Raw genomic sequence first — 14,920 nt, 5'->3', positions numbered from 1 at the left:
GACTCCATCACCTGCACCGTCCACGTCGACGACGAACTCAAAGACACCCGAACCTCCACCGGCGTGCACGCCCAGACCTTCTGCCTGGTGAAATCTGCATGAGCAACCACAGCCTCGATACCCCGACCGACTCGTTTCCCAAGGCGGGACAGGCCCCGCACCGGCCGCTGATCCCGCGGGTGATCCGCACGCTCGCGATCCCCGTCATCCTGGCGTGGATCGGCATCGTCGTCATGCTCAGCACGATCGTCCCCGGGCTCGACGAGGTCGGCAAGATGCGCTCGGTCTCGATGTCGCCGCACGACGCGCCCTCGATGATCGCGATGAAGCAGGTCGGCTCCGACTTCAAGGAATTCGACTCCGACAGCTCGGCGATGGTGGTGCTCGAGGGCGACCAGCCGCTGGATGCCGCCGCCCACGCGTACTACGACCAGATCGTCGCCAAGCTCCAGGCCGACACCGCGCACGTCGAGCACGTCCAGGATTTCTGGAGCGACCCGCTGACCGCGTCGGGCTCCCAGAGCGCCGACGGCAAGTCCGCTTACGTGCAGGTCTACCTGCGCGGTAACCAGGGCGAATCGCTCGCCAACGAGTCCGTCGAGACCGTCGACAAGATCCTCAAGAGCGTCCCCGCGCCCCCGGGCGTGAAGAGCTACATCACCGGTGCGGCCGCCCAGGCCTCCGACATGAACGTCGCCGGTGACCGCAGTTTGAAGGTCATGGAGGCCGTCTCGTTCGCGGTCATCATCATCATGCTGCTGCTGGTGTACCGCTCGATCGTGACGGTGCTGATCGAGCTGTTCATCGTGATGGTACTGGTGGGCGCGGCGCGCGGCCTGGTGGCCGTGCTCGGCTACTACAAGATCATCGGCCTCTCGACGTTCGCCACCAACCTGCTGCCGATGCTGGCCATCGCGGCGGCGACCGACTACGCCATCTTCCTGATCGGCCGATATCAAGAGGCGCGCACCGCCGGGATGTCCAAAGAGGACGCCTACTACGACATGTATCACGGCACGGCGCACGTCATTCTCGGTTCGGGTCTGACGATCGCCGGCGCGACATACTGCCTGCACTTCACCCGGCTGCCGTACTTCCAGACGCTGGGCATCCCGCTGGCCATCGGCATGGTCACCGTGGTGTTCGCCGCGCTGTCCCTCGGGCCGGCCCTCATCACCGTCGTCACCAAGTGGGGGCGGACGCTCGAACCCAAGCGTGAGATGCGGGTCCGCGGCTGGCGCAAGATCGGCGCCGCGATCACCCGCTGGCCGGGCCCGATCCTGGTCGCCACGATCGCGATCGCGTTGGTCGGCCTCGTCGCCATCCCCGGGTACAAGACGAGTTACGACGACCGTCAGTACATGCCCGCGGACCTCACGTCCAACGAGGGTTATGCGGCCGCCACCCGGCACTTCTCCCCGGCCCGCATGAATCCTGACCTCCTGCTGGTCCAGACCGACCACGACCTGCGTAACCCGGCCGACTTCCTCGTGATCAACAAGATCGCGAAAGCCGTTGTGGCCGTTCCCGGTATCGCTCAGGTGCAGGCCATCACCCGGCCCGAGGGCACGCCCATCGAGCACTCGACCATCCCGTTCCAGCTGGGCATGCAGAGCACCACGCAGGTGATGAACCAGAAGTACCAGCAGGACATGATGAACGATATGCAGAAGCAGATCGGTGACATCCAGGTGAGCATCGACACCATGACCAAGATGCAGGGCATCACGGTCCAGATGTCGACCGTCATGGACAGCATGGTCGGCAAGATGCACGGGATGCTGTACGACATCGAAGATCTGCGCAATCACATCTCCGATTTCGACGACTTCCTCCGGCCGATCCGCAACTACCTGTACTGGGAACCGCACTGCTACGACATCCCGGTCTGCTGGTCCATGCGTTCGGTGTTCGACACCCTCGACGGCATCGACACCATGACGGACGACTTCCAGACCGTCGTTCCGGACATGGACAAGATGTCCGCGCTGACGAAGCAGATGGTCACGGTCATGCCCCCGCAGATCGAGACCATGAAGAACATGAAGAAGTACATGCAGATGATGTACGCCACCCAGAAGGGGCAGCTGGATCAGCAGGCCGAGGGCCAGAAGAACTCCAGCGCCATGGGTGAGGCCTTCGACAAGTCGAAGAACGACGACTCGTTCTACCTGCCGCCGGAGGCCTTCGACAGTGCCGACTTCAAGCGGGGCATGAAGAACTTCATCTCGCCGGACGGCAAGTCGGTGCGGTTCATCGTGCAGCATGAGGGCAATCCGCTTACGCCCGAAGGCATCTCGAACATCGACTCCATCAAGCTGGCCGCCAAGGAGGCCATCAAGGGCACGCCGCTGGAGGGTTCCAAGATCTACCTGGCCGGTAGCGCGGCAACCTTCCGCGACATGGCCGAGGGCTCCGACTACGACCTGATGATCGCCGGAATCTCCGCTCTCGCACTGATTTTCGTCATCATGCTGATCATCACGCGAGCCGTGGTGGCCGCCGCGGTGATCGTCGCGACGGTGGCGATCTCGCTGGGCGCGTCGCTGGGTATGTCGATCCTGATCTGGCAGTACCTGATCGGCCTACCGTTGCACTGGATGGTGATACCGATGTCGGTGATCATCCTGTTGGCCGTGGGCGCGGACTACAACCTGCTGCTGGCGGCGCGGTTCAAGGAAGAGATCCATGCCGGCCTGAACACCGGCATCATCCGGGCCATGGGCAGCACCGGTTCCGTGGTCACCAACGCCGGCCTGGTCTTCGCCTTCACCATGTCGTCGATGATCATCAGCGAGCTGCGCATCATCGGCCAGGTGGGCACCACGATCGGCCTCGGTCTGCTGTTCGACACGCTGGTCGTCCGGTCGTTCATGATGCCGTCGATCGCGGCCCTCATGGGCAAGTGGTTCTGGTGGCCGCAGATCGTGCGTCAGCGCCCGAAACCGGTGCCGTGGCCGACCCCCGCCGAGAAGGTCGACGCGACCGTCTGACCCGTCGTACCCGAAGCGCCGCGCTGAGATCGCCTCTCAGCGCGGCGTTTTTGGTTTACGGACTCTTCTGCGCGTCCGGCCCGGATACATCGTTTCAACCACGAGGCACTGACAGCCACCCCGACTGAAGCCAGGGACCTGTTCCGGCCGCCGGCGGTCCCTGGGTTCAATCACCGGGGACAGATTGCTTCGCGATCGAACGCACGCACTGTGCCACGCGCCCGGATCACCCATGGACGCAAAATGCCCGCCTCTGCGCGACGGGGTTGTCGCACAGAGGCGGGCACTGCGTGAGTAGGGGTTGGAATGGCGGGGCCGGCCGGGCCCCTGGTAGCACCGCGGCGGCGCTACCGGTCTACCGGATCAGGCGCCGAAGCCGCGGCCCGTGGACCACGCGAACACCGCGTAGGCCGCAGAACCTGACAGCTGGTGGATTTCGGCCTCCGTGCCACCGAGTTCGCGGATGCGGTCGGCGAAGGTCGACTCGATGATGCCCGAACACGTCGACAGCAAGTCCATCAACGATGCGTCCGCCGCCGGCTGTGCCGACTCGAACTGGTTCGGCAAATGCGCTACTGCTCCCACGACCACTCCTGACCTCAAACTGATATTTTCAGCTATCTAATTTTATCGGCTAAGTACCGGTCGTGACTAGGCCTTTTGCCGTGACACTGACCAGTGTACCTAATGCATTGTGGTGTGCGTCACATCGACGCGACCGAGATTCAACTTTGATCGCATCGTTATCACCATTGGTCCCACGGCACACTCCAGTCGCCGTTCTGCCACAGCTGCAAAGGCTTGCCGCCGGTGTTCCGCACCTCGACCACGTCGCCGGGAACGGAGAAGTTGTAGAACCACTGCGCGTTGTCGTGGTTCAGGTTCAGACAGCCATGACTGGTGTTGGTGTTGCCCTGGGCCCACACCGTCGCGTCGAGCTGATGCAGGTACACACCATCGGTACTGACGCGCACCGCGTAGGGGATGGTCTCCTTGTACCCGAGGTGGTTGTTGATCGGCAGGCCGTACGTCGACGAATCCATGACCACCGGATTGCTCTTGTCGAGCACGGTGTAAACCCCAGGTTGGGTCCAGAAACTGAGCGTCTTGCCGTTGACGGTCTCGGTGCCGCCGCGACCCATCGACGTCGGCATGGTCTTCACCAGTGCGCCGCCGTCGTACACGCTGACCTTCTTGGTCGCGTCGTCGGCGATCGATACGTGGGATGCACCGATGCTGAACGTCGGGCCCCCGGCCACCGACACCACGGTGCCCGGTGCCCAGTACTGCGGCGGACGCCAGTGCGCGGTGGTGTTGTTGACCCAGTGCCACGACCCGGTCACCGGCGGGTTGGCGGTTACCACCAGATCCCGCGCGGCGGCGGCCTCATCGACCGGACCGGCGAAGTGCGCGACGATCACCGTGCCGACGCCGTAGGTGGCGCCGTCTCGGATCGGCGCCCCGGAGGTCATGGTGAACGAGACCGGCGGCCCCGGCGGGGGCGCATCGTCGTCTGCGGATGCCACCGCGGTGGGGACGAGAAGGACCGTGGACATTGCTATTACGAACGCGCGTGCCGCCAACATGCGGTCACAGTACCGATGCTCCATTCGCCACCCCCTCTCCGGTGAATCCCTCGTTGTGCCAGCAACATTAGGGACGGGTACTGAGGGCGGCTTAGTCTGCGCCTAAGAATCGGCTGAGTGGCCGAGTAACGCGCGCCACACCGCCGCCAGAGCCCGCGCCGCCGTCACAATCCGTTGCGGTCCAAGGCGAATAGCAGGCGTTCACCTAGCATCGTCACCGATGGTGCACAGGCCCGACGACTCCCCCGCGGTCCCGGTCAAGACCGCCGATCTGGTGCTGTCGGGCGGCGGTGTCAAGGCCATCGGATTGGTCGGCTCCGTCGTCGCTCTCGGCGATGCGGGCTACCGCGTCAGCCGGGTCTCCGGGACGTCGGCCGGGTCCCTGGTGGGCGCCGTCATCGCCGCCGCGAACCGTCGCCAGCCGGCCGGGTGCCAGCTCAGCGGTGACCAACTCCGGGAGCTGGCGATGTCGCTGCCCTACCGCAAATTCCTGGATCCCGTTGGCACCAGCCGAATCCCGGTGGTCGGCAAGTACTGGACGGCCTTCCGCGGCCAGGGGATGTACCGCGGCGACGCCATTCACGACTGGGTCGACGGCGAGCTGCGCAATCTGGGCGTCCGCACTTTCGGCGATCTGGCGCTCGACGACCGCGAGCTGCCGCCGGAGCAGCGCTACCGCCTGGTCGTCACGGTCGCCGACATCACGCGCGGCACGCTGGTCCGGCTGCCGTGGGACTACCGCCGGATGTACGGCCTCGACCCCGACGAACAGTCCGTCGCGGACGCGGTCAGCGCGTCCATGGCCATCCCGTTCTTCTTCCGGCCAGTGACGATCACGAGCGCCTCGGGCACGACGTCGACGCTGATCGACGGCGGCCTGCTGTCGAACTTTCCGATGTACTCGCTGGATCGCACCGACGGCAAGGTCCCGCGCTGGCCCAGCTTCGGCATCACCGTGACGGCCCAGCGACCCGCCCAGGGTGACGGCGACCCGGGCCCGGGTCTGGCACCGGTCGTTGATCTGCCCGGTGCCCCGCACCTCCTGGAGAACCTCATCAACACCGCATTGCTCGGTCATGACCAGACTTATCTGCGGCAGCCGTCCGTCGCGGCGCGCACGATAGTGGTCGACGCGGCCGGCATCGGTTACCTGAATTTCGACATTTCCCAGGCTGACCGGAAGAGGCTATATGACAACGGCTACTCGGCCGCAAACGAATTCCTGAATACCTGGGACTGGCCTGCTTACCTACATCGATTTCACGCGGGTTCGGCGTGAATTCACTGCCACCTCAATAGCGGGGACGCGGTACTCCGTCGGCGCCGATGTTCAGACCCGGGCACAGATGCACCATCGCCATATCCATCACGAAAGTCGCGGAGGCCTTGTTCACCTTCAGGGATTTGGAGATGTCGTTCACGGCATCACCCGTCGGCTGACCGGCGTACACGAACATATTGCAGGTCAGACGCCCAGTTTTGAGTAGGTCGGCATCGCTGCTCTGCATCCGGCCGTGCAGCTCGGTGAGATAGGCGAGTTCCGCGGCATTGGCGGCGGCATTCGTCGGCACGCAGTCGAGCGGATTACCCCGTTCGGCGCAGGCCGCCATCTGGCCCGTTCCGACATCAGCCGATGCGGGGGCAGAAATGCCTAGAGCAGCCACCGCCAGAGCCGCCAACAACTGACCGGTGATCACACGCGCAGTCATCGCAACGACACCTCCCGACCGCCATATAAGACGCTTCCGTCAATTAATGCCCGGCACCGCCCCCGCAGTGTCCGTAACGGAATAATAAAGATTGTTCGGGCATTGCGATAACCGAACGGGAAATGAAGCTTTAACGACCTATGGCCGTAATACCGGCGAAACGCTCAGACCGCGCTACCGGCCACATTTTGTTCGGCGAGCTGCGGCACCACCCCGGCGGCGACCAGACCCAGCTCTCCTGACGGGTCGAGCGCGTCGGGCCACGGCCCGGCCAGCGCGTCGAACTCCACCTGGTGACGGCCCACTGAGCGCTCCACCGCGCGCAGCGACACACTGCAGTCACGGGCCCGGCGGCCACACGAGCACTGCTGGCCGGGGTGCTCGGCGCAGCCGGCCACATAACGTTCGACGGCGGCACGAAGCGTCGGATGCACGGCGCGGGCCAGCGCGATGCTGCGCACCTGGCCTCGGCGCCCGATCCAGCTGGCCACCACGTCTTCACCCATGTCGTCGAGGGCCTGGACGTAAGCCTCCAGTTCGGCGCGCGGTGACGGGTCGCCGGGGGCGGCCGGGCCGACGATTTCGATTACCGCGTGGCCTTGCCAGTCCGCGGGCCGGAAGCGCAGCGTCCGCCGGCCGGACCGCACGATCTGACCGCCCGCGCTCACCATCGCGCCGTCCGGTTGGGCCGTGTCGAACAACCACCGCATGCCGACGAGCAATTCCGGGAGGTGCCGGGTCACGACGCGTTCCGGCCGCTTCGAACCGCCCCCCTGACGCGCCTCGGTCCGAGTATGTCGCCGCGGGACGGGCAGTCCACTGGAATCGATCGTCATTACAGCCTCCCAGCAAAGCCCTCTTGTCCGCCAAAGACCGGCGTACACCCTCATTAGAGCACGGCAATGGGCGGCCCGACGATACGTCAAACGACTGACATTGGACAGTTCTCGCTAATGTCGCGAGCCGACTCACAGGTAACGTCTGGACCACGCGCCCCACGTGAAACGTCGGTTACATATTGGTATTTACCTGCTATTTTTTGGACACCAACCGGCGAAACGGCCCAGCCACCAAAAGTGGGCCGGTTAATGACACACCGACATCCAGCTAATAGTCAGATAAAGTACATACCTAAGGTATGCTTCTCGTTTCCGGTCACCCCGTCGGCCACCCGTCATCAATATTTACGTTGTCGGCAAACTGCCTCACGGGCACTGACGCACACCGCTTCGAGGCGCGGCGCACCCGCGCGACCACGGTTGCGTCGCGTGTTAGCAGCGCCATTTCGCGGGGCAGATGCAAGACTCACGACGTGCACCCGATCCGCTCGCGCCGTAGTTTCCTGGCACTGGCCGCCGGTGCAGCCGGTGCCGCGGTGGTCGCCGCATGCTCCAAGCCGCCGGCCTCGGGCACCGTCGCCGGCGACGGGTCGGTCACGATCAATCACGCATTCGGATCCACGCGCATTCCGGGACCACCGAAGAGTGTGGTGTGCGCCGGCCTCACCGGGCAGGACGAACTGCTGGCCGTCGGCGTCGTACCGATCGCCGTGACCGAGTGGTTCGGAAACCAGCCGTTCGCCGTGTGGCCATGGGCCCTACCCGCGCTCGGCCCGGCCCAGCCGGCCGTCCTGAACCTCAATGACGGCATCCAGGTGGACAAGATTTCCGCGCTGAAGCCCGACCTCATCATCGCCACCAACGCCGGATTGGACGCCGACACCTACAAGAAGCTGTCGGCGATTGCCCCGACGATCGCCCAGTCCGGCCAGGACGCCTTCTTCGAGCCCTGGAAGGAACAGGCGACCGTCATCGGGCAGGCCGTCTTCAAGGCCGACGACATGAAGCGACTCATCGACGGTGTCGACGCCAAGTTCGCCGGCGCCGGCCAGGCCAACCCGCGGCTCGGGGGCCGAAAGATGTTGATCGTCAACGGTCTTCCGACTGCCGCGGGCGTCGAGATCACACCGGCGGGCTGGCGCACCGACTTCCTCACCGAGATGGGCATCGCCCTCCCGGCCGGGCTGGACTCGTTCACCAAGGGACAACACGGTTTCGTGCCCCGCGACCAGATCGCCACGGCCTTCCGCGACGCCGACGTGCTGATCTGGACGCTCGACGCCGACGATCAGCGGCCCGCGGTGCTGGCCGACCCGACCGTCGCGCAACTGAGCCAGGCCAAGTCCAACCGGATCGTCTTCCCCAACAAGGATCTGTCCGCGGCCATCACGTTCGCCTCCGTGCTGTCCTACCCCGCCGTGGCCGACCAGCTGCCACCCCTGCTGACCGCGGCGCTGGCCTGAGGTTGCACTCGCCGCCCTGCCTGCCAAGATGTTCGACGTGACCGTCGCCGAGCGCCCCGAACAGCACGCCCGCTTCGCGCAAGTCGGATCGGCCTACTATCCGATCCTGATCGCGGTGTTCACGGCCCTGGTGATCATTTCCAACGTCACCGCCACCAAGGGCGTGGCCTTCGGCCCGATCATCACCGACGGCGGCTTCATCGTCTTCCCGCTCACCTACATCATCGGCGACGTGTTGTCGGAGGTGTACGGCTTCAAGGCCGCGCGGCGGGCCATCTATCTCGGCTTCGCCATGAATATCCTTGCCGCCCTGACCTTCTGGGCGACGATCTACCTGCCGGCCGCCGACTTCTACCCGAACCAGGCGCACTTCGAGAACGTCGTGCACTCCTACACGCAGCTGATCATCGCCGGGCTCGCCGGCTTCATCGTCGGGCAGACGATCAATGCGTGGGTCGTGGTGGCCATCAAGGAACGCACCAAGGAGAAGCACCTGTGGGCGCGCCTGGTCGGCTCGACGTTCGCCGGGCAACTCGGTGACACGCTGGTGTTCTGCGCCATCGCCGCCAATGCCATCGGCATCAGCACCTTCCACGACTTCGCCGTCTACACCGGCCAGGGCTGGCTGTACAAGACCGCCGTCGAGATCGTTTTCCTGCCGGTGACGTACCGGGTGATCAGCTACATCAAGCGCCGCGAACCGACGTACGAATTTGCTGTCTGAGCGCTCATTAAGGCTCTTCTGGCGAGTGCGTAAGGACGCGTTAATTACGGGCTACCCGCGGGTAGGTTGGGGTGATGACCGTCACAGTGGACAAAGTTGACACGACGATGCTCGGCACCGTCCGCGACTATGGCGACCAGGCGCTGCTCCTGGAATTGAACAGCACCGCCGAGGTCCTGGCGTGGACCGACACGCTGAAAGCGGCGAACCTGCCCGGTGTCCTGGACATCGTCCCGGCATCGCGGACCATCCTGGTCAAGCTCGCCGCACCGCGATATCGCATCCCCACCGAGCAGCGGCTGTCCAAGCTCCGCCTCGGGGAGATCGACAACGCCGAGGCCAGCGCCCCGCAGCAGCCCGACTTGATCATCGACGTCGTGTACGACGGCATGGATCTCGACGAGGTCGCCAAGCTGACCGGGCTGACCCCGGACGAGGTGGTCGCCGCACACACCGGGTCGCTGTGGCGCGTCGCGTTCGGCGGCTTCACGCCGGGCTTCGCCTATCTGGTCGGTGGCGACGAGCGACTCCAGGTCCCGCGCCGCAGCGAGCCGCGCACGCGCGTGCCGGCGGGCTCGGTGGCCCTCGCCGGGGAGTTCGGCGGCGTCTACCCCCGCGAGACCCCGGGCGGCTGGCAGTTGATCGGCCGGACCGACGCCACGCTGTGGGACCTCGAACGGGAACAGCCGGCGTTGCTGGTTCCGGGCATGCACGTGCAATTCCGGGCGATCGGTTAGGAGCGCGACCATGACCGCAACACTCGAAATCCTGAAGACCGGCCCGCTCGCGCTCGTCGAGGATCTGGGCCGGCCCGGCCTGGCCCACATGGGTGTCAGCCGCTCGGGCGCGGCCGATCGCCGCTCGCATACGCTGGCCAACCGGCTGGTGGCCAACCCGAACGACCGCGCCACCATCGAGGTGACGTTCGGCGGCTTCTCCGCCCGGGTTCACGGCGGCGGCAAAGAGGGCGTGGCGGTGGCCGTCACCGGCGCCGACGCCGACCCCTCCGCGAACGGAATCCCGTTCGGCACCAACAGCATCCACTACGCACACGACGGTGAGGTGATCTCCCTGGGTGCACCCCGCACCGGTCTGCGTAGTTACGTCGCGGTCCGCGGCGGCTTCGTCGTCGACCCCGTGCTCGGCTCCCGCAGCTACGACGTCATGTCGGCGATCGGCCCGCGGCCGCTGCAGGCCGGAGACCTGCTGACCATCGGTGCGCACCCCGCGGAGTTCCCCGAGCTGGATCAGGCGCCCGTGGCGGCCATCGCCGAGGACCTGCTGGAACTGCTGGTGGTCCCCGGTCCGCGGGATGACTGGTTCGTCGACCCCGACGCTCTGGTGCACACCGAGTGGGTCGTGACCGATCGCAGCGACCGCGTCGGCATGCGCCTCAACGGGCGGCCACTGCAGCACCGCTGGCCGGACCGCCAGCTGCCCAGCGAGGGCGCCACGCGGGGGGCAATCCAGGTGCCGCCCAACGGTTTACCGGTGATTCTCGGCCCCGACCATCCGGTCACCGGCGGGTACCCGGTGATCGGTGTCGTCGCCGACCACGACATCGACAAGGTGGGGCAGATCCGGCCCGGACAGCACGTGCGGATGCACTGGTCCAAGCCGCGTCAACCGTTCGGTGCCTGAACCCGCGCAGGCACCAGCGCGGGCTGCGCAATCCTGGTAGAACGAGGGGGTGCACCCCACGGATCTCTCCCGCGTACACAACGTTCACACGGCGCGGTTGGTCCACACCGCTGATCTCGATGCCGAGACCCGCGAGGGTGCGCGGCAGATGGTCATCGACGCCTACGACGGCGATTTCTCGGATGCCGACTGGGAGCACTGCCTGGGTGGCATGCATGCGTTGATCTGCCGGCACGGCGCGATCATCGCGCACGGCGCTGTCGTCCAGCGCCGGCTGATCTACCGCAACTCCGCCCTGCGGTGCGGTTACGTCGAAGCCGTTGCGGTCCGCGAGGACTGGCGGGGCCAGGGGCTGGCGACGGCGGTCCTCGACGCCGTCGAGCAGGTGGTCCGCGGCGCCTACGAGATCGGGGCACTCAGTTCCTCGGACGCGGGTCGGCCGATCTACACCGCGCGGGGTTGGCTGCCGTGGCGGGGCACGACGTCCGTGCTGGCGCCGGCCGGTGTCAATCGCACGCCCGAAGACGACCATTCGCTGTTCGTGCTGCCGGTTTCGGTCGAGGTCGACACCACCGCCGACATCACCTGTGACTGGCGCGACGGCGACGTCTGGTGAAGGCTTGTGAGGTTTTTGCGCGCAAAACCCCAGTTCAGCCCTGCATGTGACACAAACGTCACCCTTTCCGGAGCGGCGACACCGCTGAGCAATGGCTGGGTAACCAGCCGGAAACACGCTGTCCCTTCACTGAACGCATGAGTGATCCCGAACGGGCCCCGCTCACCGGATTTCGGGTGGCGGTGACTTCCGCACGACGTGCCGATGAGCTGTGCACCCTGCTGCGCCGCCGCGGCGCGACGGTGATCGCTGCCCCCGCCATCTCGATGGTCCCGCTGCCCGACGACGACGAGCTCCGCACGAATACCCAGGCGCTACTCGAAGTGCCGCCCGACGTCCTGATCGCCACGACCGGCATCGGATTCCGCGGCTGGATGTCCGCCGCCGACGACTGGGGCCTGTCAAGTGAACTGACCGATGCCCTCAGCCGCGCCCGGATCGTCTCACGCGGACCCAAAGCCACCGGCGCGCTGCGGGCGGCCGGCCTGCCCGAGGAATGGTCGCCCGATTCCGAGTCGTCCCGCGAGGTGCTGGGCTACCTGCTGCAGGGTGGCATCTCCGGCATGCGGATCGCCGTTCAGCTGCACGGCGCCACCGATGAATGGGACCCGTTCCCCGAGTTTCTCGACGAGCTGCGCCGCGCCGGCGCCGACGTCGTCCCCATCAGGGTGTACCGGTGGCAGCCGGTGCCGTCCGGCGGTGCGTTCGACTCGCTGGTCGGCGATATCGCCGAGCGCCGGCTCGACGCCGTCAGCTTCACCTCGGCGCCCGCAGTCGCGGCGACGCTGATGCGCGCGACCGAACTCGGCGTCAATGAGCAAGTGCTGGACGCGTTTCGGGGCCCGGTGCACGCCATGTGCGTCGGGCCGGTGACAGCGCGGCCGCTGGCCCGGCTCGGGGTGCCGACATCCGCTCCCGAGCGCATGCGCCTGGGAGCGCTGGCGCGCCACATCGCCGATGAGCTGCCCGTGCTGCAGACCCGGAAGCTGCGGGCAGCCGGACACGATCTCGAGATCCGCGGCACCTGCGTCGTGGTCGACGGTGTCGTCAAGGACCTTTCGCCGGCCGGGATGTCCATCGTGCGGGCGCTGGCGCTGCGGCCGGGTGCGGTGGTGTCACGGCAGGAACTGCTGGCCGCGTTGCCGGGCAGCGGGTCGGACACCCATGCCGTCGAGACCGCGGTGCTGCGCCTGCGAACCACGTTGGGCGACAAGGAGATCGTCGCGACCGTGGTGAAGCGCGGCTACCGGCTGGCGGTCGACGACTACTCGGCAGGTGCGCGATGAACCCCGTCCTCGTTGCCCACGGCACCCGCAAGGGCTCGGGTGTCGCGATGATCGGCAAGCTGGCCGAGCAGGTCAGCGGACTGTTGGACCGCCGCGTGCACACCGCGTTCGTCGACGTCCTCGGGCCCACACCGGCCGAGGTGCTGTCGGCGCTGCCGCCCGGCCCGGCCGTCGTCGTTCCGGCCTTCCTGTCGTCGGGCTACCACGTCCACAACGACATTCCCGCAGGTATCGCCGAAAGCGGCCACCGGGACGTCACAGTGGCGCCGGCGCTCGGGCCCTCGACCGCGATGGTCCGGGTGCTCGCCGACCGGCTCATCGAATCAGGCTGGCGGCCATCGGATTCCGTGGTACTGGCCGCTGCCGGCACCTCAGACCCGCGCGCTGCCGGCGACCTGCGCCGGACGTGCGCCATGCTGTCGGCGACGCTGGGCAGCCGCGTCGAGCTCGCGTTCGCGATCAATGGCACGCACTGGGTCGGCGACGTGGTGGCCCGGCTGCGGAAGCGTGGCGCCGAGCGCATCGCCGTGGCGTCATACCTCTTGGCCGACGGACTCTTCCAGGACCGGCTGTACACCTGCGGTGCCGATATCGTGACCGACCCGCTGGGCCGGCACCCCGGTGTCCCGAAGCTGGTGGCGCACCGGTTCCGGACGGCCCGGTTGTCACTGGCCGCCTAGGTTTTCGGCCGAAACTCAAGGGGTACCGCCCATTTGTGGGGGACATCGCGGCCCATACTGGAGGCATGGCCAAGCGGACGGGCAATGACGTGGCGCTGGACACCTACCGATTTCTCCGTGGCGGCATGGTGGTCATGGCCGTCCTGCTGGGTGCGGCACTGGCTGTCGAGCGCGCGCACGCCACGTGTTGGCAGACGTCGATCAGCGCCTACTACTTCACCACCACGCACGCGGTGTTCATCGGCGCACTGTTCGCGATCGGCGCCATGCTCATCGTTTACCAGGGCGCCAGCGACACCGAGAACACCCTGCTCAACCTGGCCGGGGTACTGGCCTTCGTGATCGCCGTCGTCCCCACCACGCGACCCGTACTGCAGTGCGGCACAGCTGATCCCGTGGCAGTACAGACCGGCTCGGCCGTACTGTTCAACGCCTGGACGGTCACGGTCATCCTTGCCGGTTCACGTGCCGCGTCGTGGTTGTTGTTCCGGCCCAACCGGGCCGGCACCATGGTCGGTTCCGCCGCGAGGTGGCTACAGCGCGCGGCGCTCGGGACCGGCGTCGTGGTGCTGATCGTGGCACCGGACTGGTTCCGGATCAACGCCCACGGCATTGCCGCGGCCGTCATGTTCGGCGCCATCGTACTGACGGTGTTCAGCTCGGCGTTCGGCACCGCCCCGGCGTGCGGAAGTCGTTACCGCGGCGCCTACCAGACGATCTCACTGTTGATGGCCGCCACCTTGCTGACCGTGGTGGTGCTGCACCTGAGCCTCGACGGCTTCAATCACGCAGTGCTGATCGCGGAGATCGCACTGATCATCGAGTTCACGGCGTACTGGGTGTTGCAGACCATCGAGGACAACAGTTGCGCGCGCTGACGGCCGGCCGTGTCGGCGCTGTCTGCACCACATGCGATTCCGAGCCGTCAACTTTCGTGGCTCTGTTGACGGCTCCGGACGAAGACTGTCGGGGGAGAACGAGCCCGGCTAAGCCGCTGCGTCGACGCCCAGCGGACCGATCTCGACCAGCCCGGCCCACACCCGGATGGGGTAGACAGGCAAGCGCACCGAGGGATCATCAAGGCAGACACCGTCATCCAGGGCGAACGCCTGCTTCTTGATGGGGCTCTGCACGCAGGCCCGGCCGGCCCGGTCACCGACGAGGCCCCGTGACATCACCGCAGCGCCGGAGAACGGGTCGATGTTGCCGACGGCGTAGAGCGATCCATCATGCAGGCGGAACAGCGCCGCCTGGGAGCCGTCGGGCAGCAGCACACCGGCACCGCGGCCGGGCACCAGCCGGTGGTACGAGCAGACCGCGGTCCACTCCGAACGGTCTTGGTACTGAGCAACTTCGGACAGGTCGTTGAGAGTCATCGTGGCC

Annotated in this window: 15 protein-coding genes and 1 pseudogene; 11 read left to right on the top strand and 5 right to left on the bottom strand. The window is 66.4% G+C overall.

Features of this window, described 5'->3' with window-relative positions; all coding sequences use genetic code 11:
• Together H289_RS32640 and H289_RS0124750 are read left to right on the top strand one after the other, a co-directional pair.
• Nucleotides 1-102: MmpS family transport accessory protein (locus tag H289_RS32640; RefSeq protein ID WP_036421349.1), on the top strand; the 102-nt coding region annotated here is incomplete at its 5' end.
• Nucleotides 99-2,993, top strand: coding sequence for an MMPL/RND family transporter (locus H289_RS0124750; RefSeq protein ID WP_020103535.1), 2,895 nt, complete (start codon nucleotides 99-101; stop codon nucleotides 2,991-2,993). The genes H289_RS32640 and H289_RS0124750, both read left to right, overlap by 4 nt.
• A 363-nt stretch (nucleotides 2,994-3,356) precedes the next feature.
• Here H289_RS0124750 and H289_RS0124745 read toward each other — a convergent pair whose 3' ends face one another.
• Together H289_RS0124745 and H289_RS0124740 are read right to left on the bottom strand one after the other, a co-directional pair.
• Nucleotides 3,357-3,578: a hypothetical protein gene (locus tag H289_RS0124745; RefSeq protein WP_131810278.1), complete on the bottom strand. Its 222-nt coding sequence runs from the start codon at nucleotides 3,576-3,578 to the stop codon at nucleotides 3,357-3,359.
• Between the two features lie 161 nt (nucleotides 3,579-3,739).
• Nucleotides 3,740-4,471, bottom strand: a pseudogene (locus H289_RS0124740) (L,D-transpeptidase); the annotation flags it as partial.
• A gap of 328 nt (nucleotides 4,472-4,799) precedes the next feature.
• On the opposite strand from H289_RS0124740, the gene H289_RS0124735 reads away from it, so the two are divergent.
• On the top strand, nucleotides 4,800-5,858 hold the full coding sequence (locus tag H289_RS0124735; protein ID WP_020103532.1) for a patatin-like phospholipase family protein: 1,059 nt from the start codon (nucleotides 4,800-4,802) through the stop codon (nucleotides 5,856-5,858).
• Nucleotides 5,859-5,871: 13 nt separating this feature from the next.
• Here the strand turns inward: H289_RS0124735 and H289_RS0124730 are convergent, their stop codons facing one another.
• The gene (locus H289_RS0124730) at nucleotides 5,872-6,288 is read right to left on the bottom strand and encodes a DUF732 domain-containing protein (protein WP_081633538.1); all 417 of its coding nucleotides are present in this window, start codon (nucleotides 6,286-6,288) and stop codon (nucleotides 5,872-5,874) included.
• A 164-nt stretch (nucleotides 6,289-6,452) separates the two neighbouring features.
• Nucleotides 6,453-7,124 (bottom strand): hypothetical protein, encoded by a 672-nt coding sequence (locus H289_RS31305; protein WP_155944255.1) that lies wholly within the window; start codon nucleotides 7,122-7,124, stop codon nucleotides 6,453-6,455.
• A 476-nt stretch (nucleotides 7,125-7,600) separates the two neighbouring features.
• On the opposite strand from H289_RS31305, the gene H289_RS0124720 reads away from it, so the two are divergent.
• From H289_RS0124720 to H289_RS31300, 8 genes are all read left to right on the top strand, one after another.
• Nucleotides 7,601-8,590, top strand: a complete 990-nt coding sequence (locus H289_RS0124720) for an ABC transporter substrate-binding protein (protein ID WP_020103529.1) — start codon at nucleotides 7,601-7,603, stop codon at nucleotides 8,588-8,590.
• A gap of 28 nt (nucleotides 8,591-8,618) precedes the next feature.
• On the top strand, nucleotides 8,619-9,314 hold the full coding sequence (locus tag H289_RS0124715) for a queuosine precursor transporter (RefSeq protein WP_020103528.1): 696 nt from the start codon (nucleotides 8,619-8,621) through the stop codon (nucleotides 9,312-9,314).
• A 74-nt stretch (nucleotides 9,315-9,388) separates the two neighbouring features.
• Nucleotides 9,389-10,051, top strand: a complete 663-nt coding sequence (locus tag H289_RS0124710) for a 5-oxoprolinase subunit B family protein (protein WP_020103527.1) — start codon at nucleotides 9,389-9,391, stop codon at nucleotides 10,049-10,051.
• 10 nt (nucleotides 10,052-10,061) lie between these two features.
• A complete protein-coding gene (locus H289_RS0124705) occupies nucleotides 10,062-10,955 on the top strand; it encodes a 5-oxoprolinase/urea amidolyase family protein (RefSeq protein WP_020103526.1) in 894 nt (297 codons plus the stop codon).
• A gap of 49 nt (nucleotides 10,956-11,004) precedes the next feature.
• A complete protein-coding gene (locus H289_RS0124700; RefSeq protein WP_020103525.1) occupies nucleotides 11,005-11,571 on the top strand; it encodes a GNAT family N-acetyltransferase in 567 nt (188 codons plus the stop codon).
• A gap of 137 nt (nucleotides 11,572-11,708) precedes the next feature.
• On the top strand, nucleotides 11,709-12,857 hold the full coding sequence (locus H289_RS0124695; protein WP_020103524.1) for a uroporphyrinogen-III synthase: 1,149 nt from the start codon (nucleotides 11,709-11,711) through the stop codon (nucleotides 12,855-12,857).
• Nucleotides 12,854-13,537 (top strand): sirohydrochlorin chelatase, encoded by a 684-nt coding sequence (locus H289_RS0124690; protein ID WP_020103523.1) that lies wholly within the window; start codon nucleotides 12,854-12,856, stop codon nucleotides 13,535-13,537. Before H289_RS0124695 ends, H289_RS0124690 begins: the two co-directional genes overlap by 4 nt.
• Before the next feature lie 65 nt (nucleotides 13,538-13,602).
• Nucleotides 13,603-14,415 carry a hypothetical protein gene (locus H289_RS31300; RefSeq protein WP_020103522.1) on the top strand — a complete coding sequence of 271 codons (813 nt, stop codon included), beginning with the start codon at nucleotides 13,603-13,605 and terminating at the stop codon, nucleotides 14,413-14,415.
• Between the two features lie 108 nt (nucleotides 14,416-14,523).
• On the opposite strand, the gene nirD is transcribed toward H289_RS31300, so the two are convergent.
• Nucleotides 14,524-14,913 (bottom strand): nitrite reductase small subunit NirD, encoded by a 390-nt coding sequence (gene nirD / locus H289_RS0124680; RefSeq protein ID WP_020103521.1) that lies wholly within the window; start codon nucleotides 14,911-14,913, stop codon nucleotides 14,524-14,526.
• Between the last annotated feature and the right edge of the window lie 7 nt (nucleotides 14,914-14,920).

It is taken from the genome of Mycobacterium sp. 360MFTsu5.1, assembly GCF_000383495.1.
In the GTDB taxonomy this organism is placed as follows: domain Bacteria; phylum Actinomycetota; class Actinomycetes; order Mycobacteriales; family Mycobacteriaceae; genus Mycobacterium; species Mycobacterium mucogenicum_B.
This window is presented reverse-complemented; position numbering and strand designations above follow the sequence as displayed.